This is a genomic window from Blastomonas ursincola (genome assembly GCF_013607875.1).
In the GTDB taxonomy this organism is placed as follows: Bacteria; Pseudomonadota; Alphaproteobacteria; order Sphingomonadales; family Sphingomonadaceae; genus Blastomonas; species Blastomonas ursincola.
Window position 1 is genome coordinate 707,550 of record NZ_VDES01000002.1, and the last position, 21,763, is coordinate 729,312.

The 21,763-nt window shown below is 65.0% G+C and carries 26 protein-coding genes; 19 read left to right on the plus strand and 7 right to left on the minus strand.

Features of this window, described 5'->3' with window-relative positions; genetic code table 11:
- Positions 1–176: 176 nt before the first annotated feature.
- The 8 genes from argS to tatC all read left to right on the plus strand — a co-directional run bounded on the left by argS (position 177) and on the right by tatC (position 6,567).
- Positions 177–1,901 (plus strand): arginine--tRNA ligase, encoded by a 1,725-nt coding sequence (argS, locus tag FG486_RS09425; protein ID WP_181267343.1) that lies wholly within the window; start codon positions 177–179, stop codon positions 1,899–1,901.
- A 48-nt stretch (positions 1,902–1,949) separates the two neighbouring features.
- A complete protein-coding gene (locus tag FG486_RS09430) occupies positions 1,950–2,576 on the plus strand; it encodes an SPOR domain-containing protein (protein WP_066282380.1) in 627 nt (208 codons plus the stop codon).
- 33 nt (positions 2,577–2,609) lie between these two features.
- Complete coding sequence (gene nagZ, locus FG486_RS09435; protein WP_181267344.1) at positions 2,610–3,617, plus strand: beta-N-acetylhexosaminidase; 1,008 nt, start codon at positions 2,610–2,612, stop codon at positions 3,615–3,617.
- 62 nt (positions 3,618–3,679) lie between these two features.
- Positions 3,680–4,438 (plus strand): segregation/condensation protein A, encoded by a 759-nt coding sequence (locus FG486_RS09440; protein ID WP_181267950.1) that lies wholly within the window; start codon positions 3,680–3,682, stop codon positions 4,436–4,438.
- Positions 4,435–5,058 carry an SMC-Scp complex subunit ScpB gene (gene scpB / locus FG486_RS09445; protein WP_066282376.1) on the plus strand — a complete coding sequence of 208 codons (624 nt, stop codon included), beginning with the start codon at positions 4,435–4,437 and terminating at the stop codon, positions 5,056–5,058. The genes FG486_RS09440 and scpB overlap by 4 nt, the downstream gene beginning before the upstream one ends.
- A gap of 30 nt (positions 5,059–5,088) precedes the next feature.
- Positions 5,089–5,337, plus strand: a complete 249-nt coding sequence (locus FG486_RS09450; RefSeq protein ID WP_066282375.1) for a twin-arginine translocase TatA/TatE family subunit — start codon at positions 5,089–5,091, stop codon at positions 5,335–5,337.
- A gap of 49 nt (positions 5,338–5,386) precedes the next feature.
- Positions 5,387–5,749, plus strand: a complete 363-nt coding sequence (tatB, locus tag FG486_RS09455; RefSeq protein ID WP_181267345.1) for a Sec-independent protein translocase protein TatB — start codon at positions 5,387–5,389, stop codon at positions 5,747–5,749.
- On the plus strand, positions 5,746–6,567 hold the full coding sequence (gene tatC / locus FG486_RS09460) for a twin-arginine translocase subunit TatC (protein ID WP_181267346.1): 822 nt from the start codon (positions 5,746–5,748) through the stop codon (positions 6,565–6,567). Before tatB ends, tatC begins: the two co-directional genes overlap by 4 nt.
- On the opposite strand, the gene FG486_RS09465 is transcribed toward tatC, so the two are convergent.
- Positions 6,568–6,930 (minus strand): hypothetical protein, encoded by a 363-nt coding sequence (locus FG486_RS09465; protein ID WP_422125049.1) that lies wholly within the window; start codon positions 6,928–6,930, stop codon positions 6,568–6,570.
- The gene (locus FG486_RS09470) at positions 6,930–7,610 is read right to left on the minus strand and encodes an EI24 domain-containing protein (protein ID WP_181267347.1); all 681 of its coding nucleotides are present in this window, start codon (positions 7,608–7,610) and stop codon (positions 6,930–6,932) included. The genes FG486_RS09465 and FG486_RS09470 overlap by 1 nt, the downstream gene beginning before the upstream one ends.
- Before the next feature lie 125 nt (positions 7,611–7,735).
- Here FG486_RS09470 and FG486_RS09475 point away from each other — a divergent pair, with 125 nt between their 5' ends.
- Positions 7,736–8,734 (plus strand): adenosine kinase, encoded by a 999-nt coding sequence (locus FG486_RS09475; RefSeq protein ID WP_066282366.1) that lies wholly within the window; start codon positions 7,736–7,738, stop codon positions 8,732–8,734.
- 180 nt (positions 8,735–8,914) lie between these two features.
- On the opposite strand, the gene FG486_RS09480 is transcribed toward FG486_RS09475, so the two are convergent.
- Positions 8,915–9,190, minus strand: a complete 276-nt coding sequence (locus FG486_RS09480; RefSeq protein ID WP_066282364.1) for a hypothetical protein — start codon at positions 9,188–9,190, stop codon at positions 8,915–8,917.
- 884 nt (positions 9,191–10,074) lie between these two features.
- Here FG486_RS09480 and FG486_RS09485 point away from each other — a divergent pair.
- The 5 genes from FG486_RS09485 (at position 10,075) to proC (ending at position 13,449) form a co-directional block, all read left to right on the plus strand.
- A complete protein-coding gene (locus tag FG486_RS09485) occupies positions 10,075–10,854 on the plus strand; it encodes a TlyA family RNA methyltransferase (protein ID WP_181267348.1) in 780 nt (259 codons plus the stop codon).
- A 103-nt stretch (positions 10,855–10,957) separates the two neighbouring features.
- Entirely contained in the window at positions 10,958–11,527 is a 570-nt protein-coding gene (locus FG486_RS09490; protein WP_181267349.1) for a TspO/MBR family protein, read from the plus strand.
- Positions 11,528–11,617: 90 nt separating this feature from the next.
- On the plus strand, positions 11,618–11,887 hold the full coding sequence (locus FG486_RS09495; RefSeq protein WP_066282360.1) for an accessory factor UbiK family protein: 270 nt from the start codon (positions 11,618–11,620) through the stop codon (positions 11,885–11,887).
- 118 nt (positions 11,888–12,005) lie between these two features.
- Complete coding sequence (locus tag FG486_RS09500; RefSeq protein WP_208597962.1) at positions 12,006–12,530, plus strand: type III secretion system chaperone family protein; 525 nt, start codon at positions 12,006–12,008, stop codon at positions 12,528–12,530.
- Between the two features lie 115 nt (positions 12,531–12,645).
- Complete coding sequence (gene proC / locus FG486_RS09505; protein ID WP_082751161.1) at positions 12,646–13,449, plus strand: pyrroline-5-carboxylate reductase; 804 nt, start codon at positions 12,646–12,648, stop codon at positions 13,447–13,449.
- 4 nt (positions 13,450–13,453) lie between these two features.
- Here the strand turns inward: proC and FG486_RS09510 are convergent, their stop codons facing one another.
- Both FG486_RS09510 and FG486_RS09515 read right to left on the minus strand, forming a co-directional pair.
- On the minus strand, positions 13,454–14,323 hold the full coding sequence (locus FG486_RS09510; protein ID WP_066282353.1) for an LOG family protein: 870 nt from the start codon (positions 14,321–14,323) through the stop codon (positions 13,454–13,456).
- A gap of 25 nt (positions 14,324–14,348) precedes the next feature.
- Complete coding sequence (locus FG486_RS09515; RefSeq protein ID WP_338401603.1) at positions 14,349–15,227, minus strand: extensin-like domain-containing protein; 879 nt, start codon at positions 15,225–15,227, stop codon at positions 14,349–14,351.
- Positions 15,228–15,380: 153 nt separating this feature from the next.
- On the opposite strand from FG486_RS09515, the gene FG486_RS09520 reads away from it, so the two are divergent.
- From FG486_RS09520 to serA, 4 genes are all read left to right on the plus strand, one after another.
- Positions 15,381–15,986: a protein-methionine-sulfoxide reductase heme-binding subunit MsrQ gene (locus FG486_RS09520; protein ID WP_181267350.1), complete on the plus strand. Its 606-nt coding sequence runs from the start codon at positions 15,381–15,383 to the stop codon at positions 15,984–15,986.
- Between the two features lie 25 nt (positions 15,987–16,011).
- Positions 16,012–16,323, plus strand: a complete 312-nt coding sequence (locus FG486_RS09525; RefSeq protein WP_241695683.1) for a PepSY domain-containing protein — start codon at positions 16,012–16,014, stop codon at positions 16,321–16,323.
- A 153-nt stretch (positions 16,324–16,476) separates the two neighbouring features.
- Positions 16,477–17,631, plus strand: a complete 1,155-nt coding sequence (locus tag FG486_RS09530; protein ID WP_181267351.1) for a phosphoserine transaminase — start codon at positions 16,477–16,479, stop codon at positions 17,629–17,631.
- A gap of 159 nt (positions 17,632–17,790) precedes the next feature.
- Entirely contained in the window at positions 17,791–19,377 is a 1,587-nt protein-coding gene (serA, locus tag FG486_RS09535) for a phosphoglycerate dehydrogenase (protein ID WP_066283978.1), read from the plus strand.
- Between the two features lie 66 nt (positions 19,378–19,443).
- Here serA and FG486_RS09540 read toward each other — a convergent pair whose 3' ends face one another.
- Together FG486_RS09540 and FG486_RS18360 are read right to left on the minus strand one after the other, a co-directional pair.
- On the minus strand, positions 19,444–19,905 hold the full coding sequence (locus FG486_RS09540) for a PilZ domain-containing protein (RefSeq protein ID WP_066283973.1): 462 nt from the start codon (positions 19,903–19,905) through the stop codon (positions 19,444–19,446).
- A gap of 72 nt (positions 19,906–19,977) precedes the next feature.
- Positions 19,978–20,421 carry a winged helix DNA-binding protein gene (locus FG486_RS18360; RefSeq protein ID WP_181267352.1) on the minus strand — a complete coding sequence of 148 codons (444 nt, stop codon included), beginning with the start codon at positions 20,419–20,421 and terminating at the stop codon, positions 19,978–19,980.
- A 385-nt stretch (positions 20,422–20,806) separates the two neighbouring features.
- Between FG486_RS18360 and FG486_RS09550 the strand changes: the two genes are divergently transcribed.
- Positions 20,807–21,694, plus strand: a complete 888-nt coding sequence (locus FG486_RS09550; protein WP_181267353.1) for an HpcH/HpaI aldolase/citrate lyase family protein — start codon at positions 20,807–20,809, stop codon at positions 21,692–21,694.
- Positions 21,695–21,763 lie beyond the last annotated feature (69 nt).

Sequence of the window (21,763 nt, forward strand, 5' to 3'; positions counted from 1 at the left end):
CAGGGGAGAGGATACATGGCCTTGTCAGCGTGCTGACCTAGGCCATGTTGGAGAGGGGAGCCGCGCTGGCGGTTCGCTCTTGCCCCTCTCCGACTGCGACTAGGCCTGCAAGCAGGCCAAGTCTCGTTGTCCTCTCCCCTGAAGGGGCGAGGAGTCTGGATGACAAGGCCAACATCATGACACTCTACGCCCGTTTCACCCAACATCTGCATGAAGCGCTCGACGCGCTGGAAGCCGCCGGCACGCTCCCCGCGGGGCTCAATCGCACTGCCGTGACCGTCGAGCCGCCGCGTGATCCGGCGCATGGCGACCTTGCAACCAATGCCGCGATGGTGCTCGCCAAGCCTGCTTCCACCAATCCGCGTGCGCTGGCCGAGGCGCTGGCGGCGGAGCTGGGCAAGATCGATGCGGTCATCGGGGTCGAGATTGCCGGACCTGGCTTTCTCAACCTGCGCCTCGCGCCCTCGGTCTGGGCGGACGAACTGAACGCCATCGCCGCGCTGGGGGCGGATTATGGACGCTCGCAGCTCGGCGCGGGCAAGACGGTGAACATCGAATATGTCTCGGCCAACCCGACAGGGCCGATGCACATGGGACATTGCCGCGGCGCGGTGGTCGGCGATGCGCTCGCGACCCTGCTCGAATATTCGGGCCACAAGGTGATCCGCGAATATTATATCAACGATGCAGGCGGCCAGGTCGATGTGCTCGCGCGTTCGGTGCACTGGCGCTATCGCGAGGCGCTGGGCCTGGAAAGCGGCGAGATGCCCGAGGGCCTGTATCCGGGCGACTATCTGGTGCCGCTGGCCAAGGAACTCGCCGCCGCGCTCGGCGATGCCCAGGCGAACGCGCCCGAAGCCGACTGGCTCGCCTCCTTCCGCAAGCGCGCGGTCGCCGCGATGATGGACATGATCCGCGCGGATCTCGCGCTGCTCGGCATCCATCACGACGTGTTCGCGTCCGAAGCCGAATTGCAGGCAGCGGGCAAGCCCGAGGCGGCCGAAGCCGTGCTGCGCGAAAAGGGCCTGGTCTATGACGGCGTGCTCGAAGCGCCCAAGGGCAAGGTGGCCGAGGATTGGGAGCCGGTCGAGCTGCCGCTGTTCCGCTCGACCGCGTTCGGCGACGATCAGGATCGCCCGATCCGCAAGTCGAACGGCAGCTGGACCTATTTCGGCGCGGACCTCGCCTATCATTTCCAGAAGCTGCAGGATGCCGACGAGCTGATCGACATCTGGGGCGCGGATCATGCCGGTACGGTCAAGCGGATCAAGGCGGCGGTCGCGGCGCTGACCGACGATGCCGCGCGGTTCGACGTCAAGCTCGTCCAGATGGTCAAGCTGATGCGCGGCGGCGAGCCGCTCAAGATGTCCAAGCGCGCGGGCAATTTCGTCACGCTGGCTGATGTCGTGAACGAGGTCGGCAAGGATGTCGTGCGCTTCACCATGCTCACCCGCAAGGCCGATGCGCAGATGGAATTCGACTTCGAGAAGGTGGTCGAGGCCTCGAAGGACAATCCGGTCTTTTATGTGCAGTACGCGCATGCGCGCATCCATTCGATCCTGCGCAAGGCGGCAGGCGAGGGGCTTGCGCCGTCGGCCGAGCATCTGGACACGCTGGGCACCGAAGAGCAGGCGCTGATCGCGCTTGCGGCGCAATTCCCGCGCATCGTCGAAGCTGCCGCGCTCAACCGCGAGCCGCACCGGATCGCCTTCTATCTGGGCGATCTGGCAGCCGCCTTCCATGCGTTCTTCAATCTGGGCAACGATCGCACCGACAAGCGTATCGTTCTGGCGCATGACCCCGAGACCAGTGGCGCAAGGCTTTTCATGGCCGCAAATATCGGGCAGGTAATCGCCAACGGCCTGGGCCTTATGGCGGTGGAGGCGGCGACGCAGATGTGACGCCGCGCCTGCCGGGGCCAGGCACTTGCGCGAATATGGGGCGGATCGATGAGCAACCGGCTGGATGATGGCATGGATGGCGAGCTGAGGGACCAGCCGCTCGGGCTGGACGCCGATGACGACCGGCTGCCCTGGCTCGAATCGGTCGATGACGTGCCGTCGAATGACGGCAATGGCGCCCGGATTCTCGGATTTGTCCTGATGGGCTTGGTCGGACTGTCGATCGTGCTTGCGGCCATCTACTGGCTCGGCGGATCGGGCAGCGCTCCAGAAGGCGATGGCAGCCTGATCGCTGCGCCCAAGGGTGATTACAAGGTGCGCCCCAAGGACAGCCAGGAACAGAAGGTCGAGGGCACCGGCGATTCGAGCTTTGCGGTCAGCCAGGGCGAGCAGCCGACCGGCCAGCTTGCCGATGCTGCAGGCGCCCCGCCGCCTGCGGGCAGCGCGCTGGTGCAGCTTGGCGCCTATACCGACGAGGCCAGCGCGCTCGACGGCTGGGGCAAGCTGACCCAGCGGCACGAGGTGCTCTCGGGCCTCAACCGCCGCATCGTCCAGGCGACGGTCGATGGCGGAACCGTGTTCCGCCTGAGTGTGGTGCTCGACACCCCCGCCAGTGCGAACCAGGTTTGCGACCAGCTGAAGAAAGCTGGGCAAAACTGCCTTGTCGTGCGTTGATTTACCGAGCGGTCCGGTCGTAAACCGGGGCGCATGAAGCCCGTTATCTTCGGCCTTGCCGGCCACAGCCTGTCGCCTGACGAAGCCGCCTTTTTCAAGGACAGCCAACCTGCGGGCTATATCCTGTTCGGGCGCAATATCGACACGCGCGCGCAGGTCCGCGCGCTCACCGACAGTTTGCGCGATCTGCACGGCGATAACCGGCTGCCGATCCTGATCGATCAGGAGGGCGGGCGCGTTTCCCGGATGAAGCCGCCCGAATGGCTGGCCTTTCCGCCCGGCGCGGCATTCGACAAGCTTTACGACATTGCACCGGCAAGCGCGATCGAGGCGGCACGGGCGAATGCCGAGGCGCTGGCGCTCGATCTCGCCGAGGTCGGCATCACGGTCGACTGTTTGCCACTGCTTGATGTAGCGGTCCCCGGCGGCACGCCCGCGATCGGCGATCGCGCGCTGGGCCAGGAGCCCTTGCGCGTCGCAGCGCTCGGCCGCGCTGTACTCGACGGGCTGAAGCGCGGCGGGGTGCTGGGCACGATCAAGCACATGCCGGGCCATGGCCGCACGATGGTCGACAGCCATATGGAACTGCCGCGCGTCACCGCCAGCGAGGCCGAGCTGGAGCAGGACATCGCCCCGTTCCGCGCGCTCAACCAGGCCGAGATCGGCATGACCGGGCATATCCTGTTCGAGGCCTGGGACAAGGAGCGGTGTGCGACGCATTCCGAGTGGATCATCGACAATATCATCCGCCAGCGCATCGGCTTTGACGGACTGCTGCTCAGCGACGATCTCGACATGAAGGCGCTGGCAGGCGAGGTGCCCGACCGCGCCGCCCGCGCGGTTGCCGCGGGATGCGACATCGCGCTCAACTGCTGGGCGCGGATGGAGGAGATGATCGGCATCGTGAACGCGCTTCCCGACATCTCGGACGCCTCGCGCGCGCGGCTCGACCGGGCAAAGGCCGCGATCGCCCCGGTGACCGACTGGTCGCATCAGGCGGAGCTGATCGCCCGGCGCGACGCGCTGCTGGCGCTGGCGTGAACGAGACCGACCTCATCACCGGCGCGCCGCCATCGGCGCTCGATCCGGCGGGGGGCGACTGTATCTTCTTTCGTGAACCCGTGCCCGCCGCGACCGCGGCGGCCGAGGCGCTGCTGATCGATGTCGATGGCTGGGAAGGTCCGCTCGATCTGCTGCTCGATCTCGCGCGGCGGCAGAAGGTCGATCTGCGCCAGATCTCGATCCTCGAACTCACCAACCAGTATCTCGGCTTTATCGAGAGCGCGACCAGCCTCAAGCTCGAACTCGCCGCCGATTATCTGGTGATGGCGGCCTGGCTCGCCTATCTCAAGTCCGCGCTACTGCTGCCCGGCGATCCCGAGGTGGAACCCTCGCCCGAGGAACTGGCGCTGCGGCTGCAACTACGCCTGCAACGGCTTTCGGCGATGCGCGAGGCGGCGGCGCGGCTGCTGGGGCGCGACCGGCTGGGTCGCGATGTCTTTGCCCATGGCCAGGCCGAGGGGCTGCGGCTGCTTACCCGCACGCGGCATGACTGTTCGCTGTTCGACCTGCTCGCCGCCTATGGCCGCGTCAAGCAGCGCAGCCAGCCGGTGGTGCACATGGTGAAATCGCGCAAGGTGATGACGCTGGAGGATGCGCTGGCGCGTCTGTCGTTCATGCTTGGCACCGCGCTGGACTGGACCGAACTCAGTGCCTTCCTGCCCGAGACCGCCGACCCGCAGCTCAAGCGCTCGGCCAAGGCCTCGACCTTTCTCGCGCTGCTCGAACTGGCGCGGCAGGGGCGGGTCGAACTGGCGCAGGATGGGGCGTTCGCGCCGCTTCAGGTGCGCAAGGCCGGATGAGCGGGCCCGATCCCGTCGTGCGGGCGGTGGAAGCGGCGCTGTTCGCCGCGACCGAGCCGCAGACGTTGGAACAGCTGCGCGCGCAGATCGGCGACGAGGCGGACATAGCGGGCGCGCTGGAACGGCTTGCCAGCGACTATGCCGGCCGCGGGGTCGAGCTGGTCGAGCGCGGCGGGCGCTGGCATTTCCAAACCGCGCCCGATCTCGCCTGGCTGCTGCGGCGCGAGACCGAGCAGACGCGCAAATTGTCGCGCGCGGCGACCGAGACGCTGGCGATCATCGCCTATCACGAGCCGGTCAGCCGCGCCGAGATCGAGGCGATTCGCGGCGTGCAGGTGAGCAAGGGCACGCTCGACGTGCTGATGGAAGAGGGCTGGGTCGCGCCCGCCGGGCGTCGCGAGGTGCCGGGCAGGCCGCTGATCTATGCCACGACGCCCGCGTTCCTCACCCATTTCGGTCTGTCCAGCCGCCGCGATCTGCCCGGGCTGGAGGACCTCAAGGCTGCCGGGCTGCTCGATCCGGTCGATCTCGCCCTCGAAGGCGCGCTGGGCACCGACACTACGGACGACTTATCCGAAGAATCGGATTCATTGCTGGAAATGCCGGGCGAGGGGGACTAGATAGCCGCCGAGGCCTTCAGGAGATTTGCCATGGGATCCTTCTCCCTGATGCACTGGGTTATCGTGCTGATCATCATCGTCCTGCTGTTCGGCGGCGGACGCATTTCCTCGATCATGGGTGACGTTGCCAAGGGCATCAAGAGCTTCAAGAAGGGCATGGCCGACGATGACGACCAGCCTGCCCCGCCCGTGCGCCCCGTGGCGCAGATCGAGGCGACTCCGGCGCGCACCATCGACGGCACTGCGACCAGCACGACCGAAGAGCGCAAGCCCGGTTGATTGTTCGGCTGGTCTGGCGCACCGGCCCGCATGAAGGCGTGACCATGTCATGATGGACATCGGATCGACCGAATTGCTGATGATTGTCATCGTGGCGATCGTGGTGATCGGCCCGAAGGACCTGCCGCGCGCGCTCTACAAGGTTGGGCAGGTGATCGGCAAGGCCAAGGGCATGGCACGCCATTTCCGCAGCGGCATCGACGCGATGGTGCGCGAGGTCGAGCTGGAGGAAATGGAAAAGAAGTGGAAGGCGGACAACGAGCGCATCATGCGCGAATATGCCGCCGCCAATCCCGCTGCGGCGCCGGTTCCGACGCCCGCTCCCGAACCGGCCCCCGCAATGGAACCGCTGCCCGAGGCTCCCGCTGCCCTCGGTGCGCCCCCAGCACCCGTCACCGAGGGTGAGCGATGAGCGCGGCCGAGGACGATATCGACGCCTCGCGCGCGCCCTTGCTCGATCACCTGATCGAGCTGCGCCAGCGCTTGGTCCGCTGCGTCATCGCGCTGCTGGTCTCGTTCGGCGTCTGCTTCTATTTTTCCGAGCATATCTTCTCGTTCCTCGTCGTGCCGCTGAAGGAAGCCTTTGGCGATGGCGGCGGCAAGCTGGTCTATACCAAGCTGTACGAGGCATTTTTCGTGCAGGTGAAGGTTGCGATCTTCGCCGCCTTCTGCCTGTCCTTCCCGGTCATCATGAACCAGCTCTGGGCGTTCGTCGCGCCGGGGCTCTACCGCCAGGAAAAGCGCGCGCTGCTGCCCTTCCTGTTCGCAACGCCGGTGCTGTTCACCGCCGGGGCGGCGCTCGCCTATTATGTCGTGATGCCCACGGCCTTCCATTTCTTCCTGAAATTCCAGGGAGAAGCAGGCGGTCTGTCGATCGAGGCGCTGCCCAGCACCGACGCGTATCTCTCGCTGGTGATGCAGTTCATCCTCGCCTTCGGGATCAGCTTCCTGCTGCCGGTGTTGCTGATGCTGCTCAACCGCGCCGGCATCGTCAGCCGGGCGCAGCTGATCAGCCTGCGCCGCTACATGATCGTCGCCGCGTTCATTGTCGCGGCGGTATTGACCCCGCCCGATGTGGTCTCGCAGCTGATGCTCGCGATCCCGCTGGTCCTGCTCTACGAGCTCAGCATCCTTGCGATCTGGTTCACCGATCGCAAGGCGGTGAAGGATAAGCCTGCCGAGGAAGGCACCGAAGCGCCAACGGCTGCTCAGTCGGAACCCGCCGAATAGCTATTTGCGCAAGGCGTCCACGCACGCCGCGCGATCGACCGACTGGCCGTCCTTGCGCCGCGCATCGACATAGGTCGCGATCTGCGCTCCCCCTGCGCCTTCGGGATAGAGAAATATGTCGAGCACGCACGCTTGCCCGACGAACTGCAGCTTGCGCGCGTCGAATTCGCGTACGTCGAGCCGGGGCGTGCCGAACATCCGCTCGAGATCGCGCTGGCCCTTGCCCAGCACCGCCTCCAGCCCCTTGGTCGGCAAGGTCGTGCTGCGCGCCGGGAGCGTGGGGCGCACCGGTGCGACCGTCTTTTGCGGCGCGGCACAGGCGGCCAGCCCGACGCTCAGCGCCAGCACGGCAGGATAACGCATCAGACCTTCCCCCCGGCCGCGCGCTGGTGAAAGAGGTGCGTGGCCATCGCTGCGGCTATAATCGGCGCGAGCAGATTGACCAAGGGGACCAGCAGCAGCAGATTGGCAACCAGCCCGAGTACGAAACGGCTGGTCCGGGAAGCGCGAGCGCCCCCCAGATGCGGGTGCCGGGCTGCCACCATCTCGTCGAGATCGCGCCCCACCAGCACCGCGTTGACCGCCAGGAACAGCATCGGTGCCCCGACCCCGGTGAACAGCAGTATCAACGCGAAAGGGAGCGCGATGGCATTGTAGAGCAGCGCACGCATCAGGCTGCGCAGCGCCATCGCGATCGAGGGCCCGATCGGCAGGTCGCGCGCGCTTGCGGCGGCTTCAGGGTAATGCTTGCGCTCCACCGCGATCACGATGCGGTCGGCGAACAGTTGCAGCACCGCGATGGCCACCACACGCCACCAGAACCAGAAGGCGATGATCGTCGCCACCGCCGCGAGCACGCCGGTCCACGCGGCATAGTCGGAAAGCGGTCCGCCATATTGTACCATCGCCCAAGCCAGGCCCTGCCACAGCGCCCATCCGGTCGCGACGAAGATCAGCACCGCACACAGGATCGTCCAGAACAGCGCGCCCAGGATCGCGCGGTCGCCCAGCTGGCCCAGGCTCTTGAAAAACGCGTTCAGCATCGTTCCGCCTGTGTCGGGCAATTCGCCTGCCCGGTCAATCGCGCCGCATTCGGGCTTGAACCGCTGGCTTCAAGTCGATAGGCGCGCGGCAACCGTTTTTCCGCCAGATCGAAAGCACAGCCTTCATGACCAGCCCCCGTTTCGACGTCCTCGCCATCGGCAATGCCATTGTCGACGTGATGGCCCCCGCCGATGATGCGCTGCTGGCAAAGGAAGGCCTGACCAAGGGCGGCATGATGCTGATCGATGCCGACCGTGCGACCTCGCTCTACCAGGCGATGGGCCCGGCGCAGGAAATCAGCGGCGGTTCGGCGGCGAACACGCTGGCCGGCATGGCGGCGATGGGCTGCAAGTGCGCGTTCATCGGCCAGGTCGCCGACGACCAGCTCGGCGAAGTCTTCGCGCATGACGTGCGCGCGCTCGGCATCGATTATGCAACGCCCGTGCGCGTCGGAAGCGAAGTGCCGACCGCGCGCTGCCTGATCCTGGTGACCCCCGATGGCCAGCGCACGATGAACACCTTCCTCGGTGCATCACAGTTCCTGCCCGCCAGCGCGCTTGACGCCGCGATGATCCAGGATGCGGCGGTGCTGTATCTCGAAGGCTATCTGTGGGACCCCGAAGAGCCCCGCGCCGCGATGCGCGCTGCGATCGATGCCGCCCGCTCGGCAGGCCGCAAGGTCGCCTTCACCCTGTCCGACGCCTTCGTGATCGACCGCCACCGCGCCGATTTCCTCGATCTGCTGGACAAGGGCCAGATCGACATCCTGTTCTCGAACGAGGCCGAAATCTGCTCGCTGGCTGAGGTCGACGATTTCGAGGCGGCAGTCGCCAGCGTTTCGGCCAAGCTGCCGACCCTGGTCGTCACCCGCAGCGAGAAGGGCGCGATCGCGATCCATGACGGCCAGCGCTACGCCGTCGCCGCCGAGCCGATCGACAAGGTGGTCGACACCACCGGCGCGGGCGACCTGTTCGCCGCCGGCTTCCTGGCAGGACAGGCGCAGGGCCGCGACGTGGAAACGTCGCTGCGGATGGGCGCCATCGCCGCCGCCGAGATCATCTCGCACTTCGGAGCACGCTCGTCCGCGGACCTGAAGGCGCTGGTGGCGCAGAAGCTGGGCTGAGGGTGCAAGATCCGGGGATGATCGCCGGACAGCTGACACATTGGAATGGTAGCCGGAAGCCGCAGCGTTTTGCGGCTTCTGGTCATGCCTCCGTTTGGCAGGCTTTACTCATTGAATCATTGTAGCAAGCTGTGTGGTTAGCGGGCAATCGCATTTCGTGGTTCTTCGAGAAGTTGTCGATCACAATTTGTTAACGTATCTGCTGTGTCGCAATAACCTTAGAAGGCAATAAATCACTAGATCAATAGCGAAGCCGACAACCAAGATTGCGTTCAATAGAAGGAGCATTCCGGCCAAAAAGAAGCCGCTACCCTTGCTCAGACCTATCCAGTCAGCCGCTGCATCAAATCCGAACATTAGAAATGCCGCCAAAGCCACAGCTGCAAGCCCCAATATGGCAATGTAGGACACAGACCTTGGCGCAAGCTGCTGCTGCTCCTGATCGGAATAGCCCATAAGCTGACACCTCGGCATTTGACTGACGAGGACTTGTAACCCACCCTACCACGTCTGCAACGGGGTCGCTTGCTGATTGGCAGGTATATTACAAGGCATCGCCAAAGCTGAAACCCCTATCCGGTCAGCGTCAGTTTGTCGAATGCCCCGCGATACGGCCAGCGTGGGCGCGGGGCCTTCGACGACGCGGGCTGAAGCCCGCTTCTCAGGCTGAGCGGGGGTGGGTAGCGGCATTTCCGCGGAATGGCCGGATTACAACAATGGACCGGAGTGCGTTCCCCTCCCTTGCAGGGAGGGGGGTAGGGTGTGCGGATGAGGCGTTTCTGAAAGGCCACTCATTGGTCATTCCCGCGAAAGCGGGAATCCCGCTTTTGCGCTGCCGCTGTTTATAAAAGCGGGACCCCCGCCTGCGCGGGGGTGACGGCGAATGATGGTCTGGAAAAACAAAACCCGCAGCGGAGCATCGCGCTTCAACGCCTGGGGCAACCATGAAATGAGAGGGGCCGCCGGGAGTCAGTGCTCCCCGCGCGGCCCATCACATGGTCAGCGGCCGGAAGTGCCGCCTTCGAAGTGTATGTCGCGCTTGGTGAAAGCGCCTGCCCTGACCAAAGGGCAGAAGGCTATCAGCCGCGAACACTCCGAATGGACTTGACCGACCCTCTTGCTGAACCATGAGACATCGGATCACCTCCTTTCGCTATGTTGAAACCAAGTGAAGGGCCATTCGCAAAAACCCGGTTTTGCTGGGGTTTCTGACGATCTGTATTCCTTGCACCCCTTATGTGAATCATCACTGCCGCCACGGCAAGTCTTGTAATTCAATTTTTTCCGGGTAATCATCTCGCGCTCGCAAAACGCCGTGCGCGCGGTTAAGAACCGCCCCCATGGCCGAGCAGAACCCCCGCCCATCGCCCGACAAACCGCGCAAGACGCGCATCGATCAGTTGCTGGTCGATCGCGGGCTGGCGGAGAGTCGCTCGCGCGCGCAGGCGCTGATCCTGGCGGGGCTGGTCTTCGTCGGCGAGCGCAAGGTCGCCAAGGCGGGCGAGACAGTGCCGGGCGATGCCGCGATCGAGGTGCGCGGGCGCGATCATCCCTGGGTGTCGCGCGGCGGCATCAAGCTGGCGCATGCGCTCGACCATTTCGGCATTGATGTGACCGGCATGACCGCGATCGACGTCGGATCGTCCACCGGCGGCTTTACCGACGTGCTGCTGACGCGCGGCGCAGCGCATGTATTCGCGGTGGACAGCGGCACCAACCAACTCGCCTGGAAGCTGCGCCAGGACGATCGCGTCACGGTGCACGAACAGACCAGCGCGCGCATCCTCACCGACGCGCAGATCACCCGCCCCATCGACATCGTGGTGTGCGATGCGAGCTTCATCGCGCTCGACAAGGTGCTGCCGGTGCCGATGTCGTTCGCGAAGCCAGGCGCGTGGCTGGCGGCGCTGATCAAGCCGCAGTTCGAGGTGGGCAAGGACCAGATCGGCAAGGGCGGGGTGGTGCGCGATCCCGCGCTGCACGCGGCGGTGTGCGACCGGGTGATGCGCTGGCTCGAGAGCATCGACTGGCCGGTCATAGGGCTGACACAAAGCCCGATTACGGGCCCGAGCGGCAATATCGAATTCCTCGTCGCAGCGCAGAAGGGGCGCAGCTGCTGACCCGCAACGGCACGGAAAACCTTGGTAAACCCCGCTGGCGTGCGCCAAACGAATCCGATATGCGAAGGGTCAAGCCCTTTTCTGGGCAGGAGAATCCGCCTCGATGAATGAAATTGCCTCTCCCATGCAGCTTCGCCTCGCCTTTGTGCGCTGGGCGCTGCTGTTCGTGCCACTGGTCGTTCTGCTCGGCTTCGGGGTCAGCAATTTTTCCGGATCGGGCGAGGAGAATCGCTGGTTCCAGGCGCTGGTAAAGCCCGAGGCGCAGCCGCCGGGTGCGGCGTTCGGCATCGCCTGGTCGATCCTGTACGTCATGATGGGCCTTGCGCTGACCGTGGTGGTAACCGCGCGCGGTGCGCGCCTGCGCGGTCTTGCGGTACTGCTGTTCTTCGTCCAGCTCGCGCTTAACCTCGCCTGGCCGATCTATTTCTTCCGCATGCACCAGGTGTCGGGCGCGTTCTACCTGCTGGTCGGCGTGTTCGTGGCGGCCTTTGCCACGACGATCGTGTTCGGGCGCATCCGTCCACTCGCCGCGTGGCTGATGGTTCCCTATCTCGCCTGGCTGTGCTTTGCCTCGGTGCTCAACAAGCAGATCGACGAGCTCAACCCTGATGCCGAGCAACTGGTGGTGCCGCGCGATGCGCAGCGTATCCAGCTCGCCCCGCCGGGTCCTTAACCCCCGGTTGCGATTGGCGCTCCCGGTCCCCACATGCTAGACATGCGGGACATGTGGACGCGGGACGCGTCTTTCCCCAAGGAGTAAGACATGCAGAACAAGTCCGAATTCGGCGGCGATTTCGCCAAGTTCATCAATGGCCTCGCCGGAACCGTTGCGGGCATGAGCCGCGAGGCGGGCGAGAGCGCGCGCGAGCGCACCCGCGAGTGGATTGCGGGCCTCGATTTCGTCAGCCGCGAGGAATTCGAGGCGGTGAAGGAAATGGCAGCCAAGGCGCGCGAGGAGGCGGACAGCCTGGCAGCACGCGTCGCGGCGCTGGAAGCGGCGCTTTCGGCCAGGGCTGCGGGTGGCGGTGAGTAAGGTCGGATCAACCCTGCTTATCCACAGTTTTTGAACAGACTTCGAGACAAGGCGGACGGTGGCCCATCGTCCGCCCATTGCGCGCAACCGGGCATCGGGTCATCTTGGAACATGTGCCATGGGGCGCGAAAGGAATTTCATGAACGAACAGCAGCTTGACCTGGATCGGGAGGAAGCCGCGCCGGTCGACATGCTGGCCGCGCTGTTCGAAGCGCGCGGCTGGCCATGCGAGATGGTGGGCGAGGACGAGCTGCTGACCGAGGTCAAGGGCAGCTGGACCAGCTATCAGCTGCGCGCGATCTGGCGGCACGAGGACAATGTGCTGCAGCTGCTTGCCATGCCCGACATCCGCGTGCCCGACGACAAGTTCGCGGTCATCTGCGAGGCGCTGGCGCTGATCAACGAACAGCTGTGGCTGGGCCATTTCGACATCTGGTCTAACAGCGGCGTGGTGCTCTATCGCAACGGCATGATGCTGGGCAGCGATGCCATGCTCGGGCTCGACCAGGCGCAGCTTGCGGTCGAGGCGGCGATCGACGAGTGCGACCGCTTCTATCCCGTGTTCCAGTTCATCCTCTGGGGCGACAAGAGCCCGCAGGAAGCGCTGGCGGCGGCGCTGATCGACACCCAGGGCGAGGCTTGAGCGCTACAGGGCTGACGCCTGACCCTCATCCGTTTGTCCCGAGCGAAGTCGAGGGACGGTATCGGGAACGGTTGCGCAACGTCCCTCGACACGCTCGGGACAAACGGAGTTAGGTGTGCTGAGCGTTTTTCCCCAATCCCTGCTGGTTATCGGCTCGGGCAACATGGGCGGTGCGATGCTGCGCGGATGGTTTGCACAAGGGCTCGATCCCGCAACCGTTACCGTGGTCGATCCCGCCCCTCGAGACCTGCCCGCCGGGGTCCGCCACCTGACCGAGATCGATCCCGGCATTTCCGCGCCCGACTGGCTGCTGCTGGGAATCAAGCCGCAGATGCTGGGCGATGTCGCACCACAGCTGGCGGGGATCGACCTGTCGCGGGCGCTGGTCGTCTCGATGCTTGCGGGGGTGGAATGCGCGGGGCTGCGCGCTGCGCTTCCGCACGCCCGCGCGGTGGCGCGGATCATGCCAAACATGGCGGTCAGCATCGGCCAGTCGGTCACCGCGCTCTATGCCGACGGGCTGGACGATGACGACCGCGCCGGGCTCGAATCGTTGTTCGGCATGCTGGGCACCGCCGAATGGCTGGTCGACGAGGCGCAGATGCACCTTGTCACCGCGCTCAGCGGCTCGGGCCCTGCCTATCTGTTCCGCTTCATCGACGCGCTGGGCAAGGCGGCGGAAGGTCTCGGCATGCCCGCAGACCAGGCCGCGCGCTTCGCGATGGCGATGGTGCGCGGTTCGGCCGAGCTGGCGCACCGTTCCGACGAGAGCCCTGCCGCGCTCGCCGAACGCGTTGCCAGTCCTGGCGGCACCACCCGCGCCGCGCTCAACGTGTTCGATGCCGACGCCGCGCTCGACCGGCTGGTGGCCGAAGCCGTGGCAGCGGCGGCGAAGCGCAGCGTCGAACTGGGTCAGTAACCGCTCAGCCGCAGGGCAGGTCGTAGAAGGTTCGGATCTTCGTCCAGGCCTCGTCCGCCGTCTCGACAAAGCTGAACAGGTCGAGATTGCCCGGCGAGATCACGCCTTCCTCCGCCAGCGCCTCGAAATTGACGACGCGGTTCCAGAAATCCTTGCCGAACAGCATGATGGGGATCGGCGCCATCTTGCCCGTCTGGATCAGCGTCAGCAGCTCGAAGAATTCGTCGAACGTGCCGAAGCCTCCCGGGAAGACCGCGACCGCGCGAGCGCGGAGCAGGAAGTGCATCTTGCGCAGCGCGAAATAGTGGAACTGGAACGACAGGTGCGGGGTGACATAGCGGTTGGGTGCCTGTTCGTGTGGCAGCACGATGTTCAGCCCCACCGAATCCATGCCGACATCCGCCGCGCCGCGGTTCGCGGCTTCCATGATCGAAGGGCCGCCGCCCGAGCAGACGACGAACTGGCGCTTGCCATCCTCGACGACGCCGCATTCGCTGGCCAGCTGCGCGAGCTTGCGCGCCTCGTCATAATATTTCGCCTTGGCCACCAGCCGTTCGGCAACCTTCTTTTCCTCGGGGCTGCGCGCGGCCTCGACCATGCCTTCGGTCTTGTCGGGCGCGGGGATGCGCGCCGAGCCATAGATCACCAGCGTGGAGCCGATTCCGGCCTCTTCGAGCAGCATCTCGGGCTTGAGCAGTTCCAGCTGGAAGCGCACCGGGCGCAATTCCTGACGCAACAGGAATTCGGTGTCGCCAAAGGCCAGCCGGTAGGCCGGATCCTGGGTCTGGGGGGTGTCGTGAACCGCGCGTTCGGCGGTCTTGGCGTCTTCGGCGGCGCGGCGAAAGCGCGGCTCGGTCAGGTCTTTCTTGGTCATCGCCCGCAATTAAGGGGCGATCGCCTTATCGGCAATAGCCTTGGCCGCTCATGTCGACATGCAGGTGATCGCGATGCGCGGCATTGTACTCGGGACCGAGGACCGTTCCGAAGCGCTTGCAGGCGCTCGCATGAATGGTGCGCAGGAATGCGCGCTCCTGATTGCTGCCGTTCCACCCGTCCTTCACCGAGATGCGGCGGCCATCGGCCAGCACGAACCCGGCAATGTCGATGGCATTGGCATGCGCATGCTGCGAGAGCTTGAGCGAGCCGGCGATGTTGCGGCAGGAATAGCTGCCCATGGTCTCGATCTTGACGAGCGGGCTGCCCAGCATCTGCTCGGCGGCGCGGGCAATGCCATATTGCGCCCATCCGGCAAAGCGCTGCGCCAGTTCGCAGCGCACCGGGCCGATATTGCTGATCGCCAGCTCGCTGCGCCCGCGGCTGGCTTCCATCAGGCTGATTGCGGAGAGGCGCACGCTGCCGAGCTGCGAGCAGCCTGCGCCGAAGGTCTGATCGGGCACCGGCGTGAAGCGGACCTTGGCCTGGCTGAGCTGGCTGAGGCATTGGCGCGTGTCGGCGAGCGGCGGGGCGGGGAGCGCGGGGCGCACCGCCTGCTGGCTTCGTGCGGGAGCGGAAACGGGCGCCCGCGACAGGCCGCGGCCTTCGGGCAGCATCGAGCAGCCCGCGATCAGGACCGAAAGCGCCGCGACCAGCGCCATGCGCTGCAGTTCGGGCGATTCGATCATGGCGGTGAAACGGGGGTCGATGCGACGCGGCGCGGACCGTGCACTACGGTGCAGGCCCGCGCCTTCGCCAGCGTTCATCTGCGCACTGTCGCCGCCACCCAGGGGCAGCGGGCCACCAGCGGCCAGGGAGGGACCTTGATGAACGCCTCGTTCCATGGCGTTGATCCTACTCAATGAAATTTAACCCTGTTGTTCCGAAAATGGTTAACGCTGCGATAGGGAACGAAAGCGCGGCATTGCGCGGACCTTGCGGCAGGGCTAGCGCTGGCCGGGACGAAGCGGTGCGCTTTGAGGGTGGGTGCGGACACGATGTTGCGATTGATCAACGTGCATGGGTTTTTCTGGGTGCTGCTGGCGATTCCCGCGATCGGCATGACCATAGGCTTTTTGCGCGATCCGGTGACCGCATTCGATCTGATCCACCCGAGCGGCGAGTTCTCCGTCCGCTTCATGATCATCGCGATGATGATTTCGCCGCTGCGCGCGATCTTCGGGCGCAGGCGCTGGCTCGACTGGCTGCTCGCGCGCCGCCGGGCACTGGGGGTGGCGGCGTGCGGCTATGGCCTGTTGCATCTCGTCTTCTACCTGTACGACATGGGCGACTGGGGCATGATCGCGGAAGAGGCGCTGATCTTCTCGATCTGGACGGGCTATGCCGCGCTCATCATCTTCATCGCCATGGGGGTCACGAGCAACAATGCCTCGCAACGCGCCATGCGCGCCAACTGGAAGCGGCTGCAGCGGCTGGTCTATCCCGCTGCCGTACTGATCGCGCTACACTGGTTCTACGTCGATGGCGAATATGCCGGCATGCTGGTGCATTTTGTTCCGCTGCTGGTCCTGGAAACCGCACGGGTCATACTTATGTTCAAGCGGCGTTCAGTGCGGCGTGGCATAGGGGCTGCAACCGGTTGATCGCACGAGAGAAGAGGGACAATCCATGAAATTCGCACAGGCCATGCTGGCCGTCGCTGCCGCCACCGCGATGCAGTTTTCCGCCGCTCCGGATGTCTTTGCCACCGGCAAGATGAAGTGCGACGCCGGTCCGCAGACGGGCTGGAAGAGCCGCGCCGATCTGGAAGCCAAGCTCAAGAAGGACGGCTGGACGGTCAAGAAGTCGAAGGTCGATGGCGGCTGCTACGAGGTCTATGGCGTGACCCCCGAGGGCCAGAATGTCGAGGCCTATTTCCACCCGGTAACCATGGAAAAGCTGCTCGTCTCGCAGCGTGGCAAGGTCATTTTCAAGAAGTGATTCGCCGCCGCCCTGTGCATTTGTTGCGCAGGGCGGCGTGAATCTGGACCCGTTCGGCATTTGGTGATTGCTTTATGTGCAATTCGCCCCTAGGGCCGTCGACGGGCCACGCGGTCCCAACGCCGCGCGTGCTCTCTGCAAGGAGAGACTGACATGACTGATACCGTTGGTGCGGGCGCTGTGCTCGCCAAGAAACCTGCCACCCTGCCTGCTCGCCCGTATTTTTCCTCGGGTCCCTGCGCAAAGCCCCCGGGCTGGTCGGCAGCACAGCTTTCCATCGAATCGCTGGGTCGTTCGCACCGGTCGAAGATCGGCAAGGCGCGGCTGCAATATTGCATCGATCTGATGCGCGAGCTGCTCAAGCTCCCCGACACCCACCGGATCGGTATCGTGCCCGGATCGGACACCGGCGCCTTCGAAATGGCGATGTGGACGATGCTGGGCGCCCGCCCTGTCACTGCGCTCGCCTGGGAAAGCTTCGGCGAAGGCTGGGTGACCGACGCCGCCAAGCAGCTCAAGCTCGATCCCGTCATCCTGCGCGCCGATTACGGCCAGATCCCCGATCTGACCGCGGTCGACTGGTCGCACGACGTGCTGTTCACCTGGAACGGCACCACCTCGGGTGCGCGCGTCCCCAATGGCGACTGGATCGCCGCGGACCGCGAGGGCCTGAGCTTTGCCGACGCGACCAGCGCAGTGTTCGCCTATGACCTGCCCTGGGACAAGATCGATGTCGCCACCTTCTCCTGGCAGAAGGTGCTGGGCGGCGAGGGCGCGCATGGCGTGCTGATACTCGGCCCGCGCGCGGTCGAACGGCTCGAGACCTATATCCCCGCCTGGCCGCTGCCCAAGGTGTTCCGCCTGGTCAGCAAGGGCAAGCTCGCCGAGGGCGTGTTCAAGGGCGAGACGATCAACACCCCGTCGATGCTGGCGGTGGAAGATGCGATCTTCGCGCTCGAATGGGGCAAGTCGCTGGGCGGCGCCGATGCGATGATCGCGCGCTCCAATGCCAATGCGGCGGCGCTCGACGCCATCGTCCAGGCGCGTCCGTGGCTCGGCCATCTCGCGCCCGATCCGGCGACGCGTTCGACCACCAGCGTCTGCCTGACGATCGAGGGCGCGGACGAGGCATTCATCAAGGCCTTTGCCGGACTGCTCGAGAAGGAAGGCGCGGCTTTCGACATCGCGGGCTATCGCGATGCCCCTCCGGGCCTGCGCATCTGGTGCGGCGCGACCGTCGAGACCGCCGATATCGAGGCGCTCGGCCCCTGGCTCGACTGGGCCTATTCCGAGCTCACTTCCAGGTAACACCCGCCCGCCCTCTCTCCTTTAGGGGAGAGGGAAGAGCCGCGCAGCGGCGAAGGGAGCGGGGCTTACCCGCTTCATTTCACTCAACAATAGGGCCGGGACCAGAGGCCTTTCCCCTCTTCCCGGCCCTCTCCCCTGAAGGGGAGAGGGAGACATAAAATGCCCAAAGTGCTTATTTCCGACAAGATGGACCCCAAGGCCGCGCAGATCTTCCGCGAACGCGGTTGCGAGGTCGATGTGATTACCGGCCAGACGCCGGACGAGCTGGCCGCGATCATCGGCCAGTATGACGGCCTCGCCATCCGCTCTTCGACCAAGGTGACCAAGGCGATCCTCGATGCCGCGACCAATCTCAAGGTCGTCGGCCGCGCTGGCATCGGCGTTGACAATGTCGATATTCCCGCAGCTTCCGCCAAGGGTGTGGTCGTGATGAACACGCCGTTCGGAAACTCGATCACCACGGCCGAGCACGCGATCGCGCTGATGTTCGCGCTCGCCCGGCAGCTGCCCGAGGCCGATGCCTCGACTCAGGCCGGCAAGTGGGAAAAGAACCGCTTCATGGGTGTCGAACTGACCGCGAAGACGCTGGGCCTGATCGGCGCGGGCAATATCGGCTCGATCGTTGCCGATCGTGCGCTGGGCCTGAAGATGAAGGTCATCGCGTTCGATCCCTTCCTGACGCCCGAGCGCGCGGTGGAACTGGGCATCGAGAAGGTGACGCTCGACGACCTGCTCGCGCGCGCCGATTTCATCACGCTGCATACCCCGCTGACCGACCAGACGCGCAACATCCTGAGCAAGGAAGCGCTCGCCAAGACGAAGAAGGGCGTGCGCATCATCAACTGCGCGCGTGGCGGGCTGATCGACGAGGCGGCGCTCAAGGACGCGCTCGATTCGGGCCATGTCGCGGGCGCGGCGCTCGACGTGTTCGCCACCGAACCGGCGCACGAGCATCCGCTGTTCAACACGCCGAACTTCGTCGCGACCCCGCATCTGGGCGCATCGACCAGCGAAGCACAGGTCAATGTCGCGATCCAGGTTGCCGAGCAGATGGCCGACTATCTGGTCAAGGGCGGCGTGACCAATGCGCTCAACATGCCCAGCCTCTCGGCCGAGCAGGCGCCGAAGCTGCGCCCCTATATGGCGCTGGCGACCAATCTGGGCCGTCTGGTCGGCCAGCTCGAGAGCGACCGCGTCAAGAGCATCGCGATCGAAGTCGAGGGTGCTGCTGCCGAACTCGACATGAAGCCGATCACCGCTGCGGTGCTGGCGGGCTTCATGAGTGCGTTCAGCGATGCGGTGAACATGGTCAACGCGCCGTTCCTCGCCAAGGATCGCGGGCTCGACGTGCGCGAAGTGCGCCATGACCGTGAGGGTGATTATCACACGCTGGTACGCGTCTCGGTCGCCACCGCCGATGGCGAGCGCTCGGTCGCCGGTACGCTGTTCGGAAACGCGACGCCGCGTCTGGTCGAGATCTACGGCATCAAGATCGAGGCCGATCTCGCCGGGCACATGCTCTATATCGTCAACCGTGACGAGCCGGGTTTCATCGGTCGTCTGGGATCGACGCTGGGCGAGGCCAATGTCAACATCGCGACCTTCCACCTCGGTCGCCGCGAAGCGCGCGCGGGAGGCGAGGCGGTGCTGCTGCTGTCGCTCGATGGCGCGGTCGAGGAGCCGGTGCTGTGGAAGCTGTGCCAGCTTGCCGGGGTGAAGACCGTCAAGAGCCTGAAGTTCGACTGACCTCGCGTTGCCCTGCCTGCTGGCCGAAAGGCCGGGGCAGGGCAGCCGCCGCTCGGTCCGTGGCGCCTATTTGTCGCGGCGCGCCAGCGAGATGGTGGGGCGATAGGTGTTCTGCATCGGCTTGAACCGCGTGAACACGTGGTTCTCGAGCGGCTTGTTGACCTTCGTGTCCCAATTGGAGTTGTTGAAGGACAGGTTCTGCACCTCCTTGGTGTCGATCCTGAGGTCGGATGTCAGCTGCGCGCCGAACTGGCCGTTGCGTACCCAGCGCACCTCCGCCTCGAACCGCCCCAGGCCCGGTCGATCGATCTCGACCACATCGCCGGGCTCCAGAGGCGCGGCGCACCGGCCGCCTAGCCCGCCGCTCGAAATGTCGCGGATCACCCCGTCGGCGCTGCCGAACCGTTCGTGGAACAGCGTGACCTTCATCAACCGATGCACACGCGGCTCGCGTTGCGGCAGGCTCGCATCACCCTGCGGCGCCGCATCGAAGGTAGGTCCTGTCAGTCCTTTTTTGCCGAATGACATGGTGGGTGCGTCCTTTGCACCTCAGCCCTAAACAGAAACCCTTAAATCGAGGTAAAACGCCCGAAGGACCGATCAGACCAGCTCGAACCGATCAAGATATTGATCGAATTGAGCTTCGCCCAGGCTGGTCAGTGTCACGCGGGTCCGCCGACGATCCGAACGGTCGGGCACCATGTCCGCATAGCCCTTTTCGCGCAGCTGGTGAATCAGCCGCAACGCGGTGCTTTCCGGAGCATCGCTCATCAGGCACAGGTCGCTCATCGAGAGCTGGTTGCCGTTGCGCTTGGCGGCCAGCAGCGCGACCAGCATGTCCCAGAGCGGGTTGCGCAGCTTGAGCTCGGGGAAGCAGCTGCTCCGCAGGCGTGCCGATTGCTGTTCGCGCATCACCAGCCGGGCGCGCCGATCACCATCGTTATGCGCCGTGCGAGGAGCGTCGTTCTGCACGCCTTCCGGGCGGATGGGACGGTGCCAGGTGGTGGCGGGGCGGGGGCTGGTCTCTCTCGCTAACGATTTCACGTGCATATCCCTGTTGTTGCGCGCGCGCCCGTTGGCCTTGTTATCGCCTCATCCGATCGATCCTTCTGACCGATGGGCGGCGTTGGCTCTGTGACGAGAGTTCTTGCAGCATCTTCAATCGCTTACCACCCCGGTTTTTAGGGGGTGACCCCGTAACAGGGGTATTTTTTGCTTCCATTTCGGATCGAATATTGCGCGTCCGGCTACGAAACCTGCCGAGCGATCAGCGAAGCATTCAAGGCAAAGCGCACAAATATCGCGTGAAATCGGGTCTTTAACCTTTTCGGCCGCCTCGCAGACCATCGCCAAGCACGCTGTGCGATTGCGCTTGATCGGTGCAGCGGTAAAGGTGTCAAAAAGCGCAAATTACAACGGACCCGAGGCGATGACCGAAATGCTCCACCCTCCGATGCGGTCGTGGCTGTTTGCCCCTGGCGACAGCGAGAAGAAGATGGCCAAGGCGGCAGAGAGTTCCGCCGATATCGCGCTGTTCGATCTGGAAGATGCCGTCGCGGCCGAGAACAAGCCCATGGCGCGCAGCCTGGTGCGTGACCAGCTGGCCAGCCGCAGCGATGGGATCGAGCGGCTATGGGTGCGGGTCAACCCTCTCGACGGACCCTGGGCGCTGCAGGATCTTGCCGCGATTATGCCCGCGCGACCGGGCGGAATCATGCTGCCCAAGGCGCGCGGTCGGCGCGATGTCGAGCTTCTCGACCATTATCTCTCTGCGCTCGAGGTGGCGAACGGGATCGACCAGGGATCGACCCCGGTGATCGCGCTGGTCACCGAAACCGCCGAGGCGATGTTCACGACCGGTGATTACAAGGGTGCTCCGCGGCTCGTCGCGATGAGCTGGGGCGCGGAAGATCTGGCTGATTCGATCGACGCCGCCAGCAACCGCAACGCGGACGGCAGTTATGGCTTCACCTATGAGCTCGCGCGCAGCCTGTGCCTGCTCGGCGCAGCCGCTGCAGGGGTTGCCGCGATCGAGACGATCCAGGGCGATTTCCGCGATCTGGATGGCCTGAAGGCACGCGCCGAAAAAGTGCGCCGCGACGGCTTTTCGGGCATGCTCGCGATCCATCCGGCGCAGGTCGATGTCATCAACGCCGCCTTCACCCCCAGCGAGGAGGAGCTGACCGAGGCCCAGATGATTATCGATCTGTTCGCGGCGAACCCGGGGGCAGGGACGATCGGCTACAAGGGCGGCATGCTCGACCGGCCGCATCTGTCGCGTGCGATGCAGCTGCTGGCGCGCGCCGGCCGGGGCTGAGCGGCGTCACGCTCAAATTCTGCAACCACTCCCCTTGCGTTGCAAAGATGCAACACTATGTGTCAGTGG

Bases quoted from the DNA above. Each gene is read 5' to 3' on its own strand.
- argS (WP_181267343.1), top strand. From the start codon at position 177: ATGACACTCTACGCCCGTTTCACCCAACATCTGCATGAAGCGCTCGAC.
- FG486_RS09430 (WP_066282380.1), top strand. From the start codon at position 1,950: ATGAGCAACCGGCTGGATGATGGCATGGATGGCGAGCTGAGGGACCAG.
- nagZ (WP_181267344.1), top strand. From the start codon at position 2,610: ATGAAGCCCGTTATCTTCGGCCTTGCCGGCCACAGCCTGTCGCCTGAC.
- scpB (WP_066282376.1), top strand. From the start codon at position 4,435: ATGAGCGGGCCCGATCCCGTCGTGCGGGCGGTGGAAGCGGCGCTGTTC.
- FG486_RS09450 (WP_066282375.1), top strand. From the start codon at position 5,089: ATGGGATCCTTCTCCCTGATGCACTGGGTTATCGTGCTGATCATCATC.
- tatB (WP_181267345.1), top strand. From the start codon at position 5,387: ATGATGGACATCGGATCGACCGAATTGCTGATGATTGTCATCGTGGCG.
- tatC (WP_181267346.1), top strand. From the start codon at position 5,746: ATGAGCGCGGCCGAGGACGATATCGACGCCTCGCGCGCGCCCTTGCTC.
- FG486_RS09465 (WP_422125049.1), bottom strand. From the start codon at position 6,930: ATGCGTTATCCTGCCGTGCTGGCGCTGAGCGTCGGGCTGGCCGCCTGT.
- FG486_RS09470 (WP_181267347.1), bottom strand. From the start codon at position 7,610: ATGCTGAACGCGTTTTTCAAGAGCCTGGGCCAGCTGGGCGACCGCGCG.
- FG486_RS09475 (WP_066282366.1), top strand. From the start codon at position 7,736: ATGACCAGCCCCCGTTTCGACGTCCTCGCCATCGGCAATGCCATTGTC.
- FG486_RS09480 (WP_066282364.1), bottom strand. From the start codon at position 9,190: ATGGGCTATTCCGATCAGGAGCAGCAGCAGCTTGCGCCAAGGTCTGTG.
- FG486_RS09485 (WP_181267348.1), top strand. From the start codon at position 10,075: ATGGCCGAGCAGAACCCCCGCCCATCGCCCGACAAACCGCGCAAGACG.
- FG486_RS09490 (WP_181267349.1), top strand. From the start codon at position 10,958: ATGAATGAAATTGCCTCTCCCATGCAGCTTCGCCTCGCCTTTGTGCGC.
- FG486_RS09495 (WP_066282360.1), top strand. From the start codon at position 11,618: ATGCAGAACAAGTCCGAATTCGGCGGCGATTTCGCCAAGTTCATCAAT.
- FG486_RS09500 (WP_208597962.1), top strand. From the start codon at position 12,006: ATGGGGCGCGAAAGGAATTTCATGAACGAACAGCAGCTTGACCTGGAT.
- FG486_RS09510 (WP_066282353.1), bottom strand. From the start codon at position 14,323: ATGACCAAGAAAGACCTGACCGAGCCGCGCTTTCGCCGCGCCGCCGAA.
- FG486_RS09515 (WP_338401603.1), bottom strand. From the start codon at position 15,227: ATGGAACGAGGCGTTCATCAAGGTCCCTCCCTGGCCGCTGGTGGCCCG.
- FG486_RS09520 (WP_181267350.1), top strand. From the start codon at position 15,381: ATGTTGCGATTGATCAACGTGCATGGGTTTTTCTGGGTGCTGCTGGCG.
- FG486_RS09525 (WP_241695683.1), top strand. From the start codon at position 16,012: ATGAAATTCGCACAGGCCATGCTGGCCGTCGCTGCCGCCACCGCGATG.
- FG486_RS09530 (WP_181267351.1), top strand. From the start codon at position 16,477: ATGACTGATACCGTTGGTGCGGGCGCTGTGCTCGCCAAGAAACCTGCC.
- serA (WP_066283978.1), top strand. From the start codon at position 17,791: ATGCCCAAAGTGCTTATTTCCGACAAGATGGACCCCAAGGCCGCGCAG.
- FG486_RS09540 (WP_066283973.1), bottom strand. From the start codon at position 19,905: ATGTCATTCGGCAAAAAAGGACTGACAGGACCTACCTTCGATGCGGCG.
- FG486_RS09550 (WP_181267353.1), top strand. From the start codon at position 20,807: ATGACCGAAATGCTCCACCCTCCGATGCGGTCGTGGCTGTTTGCCCCT.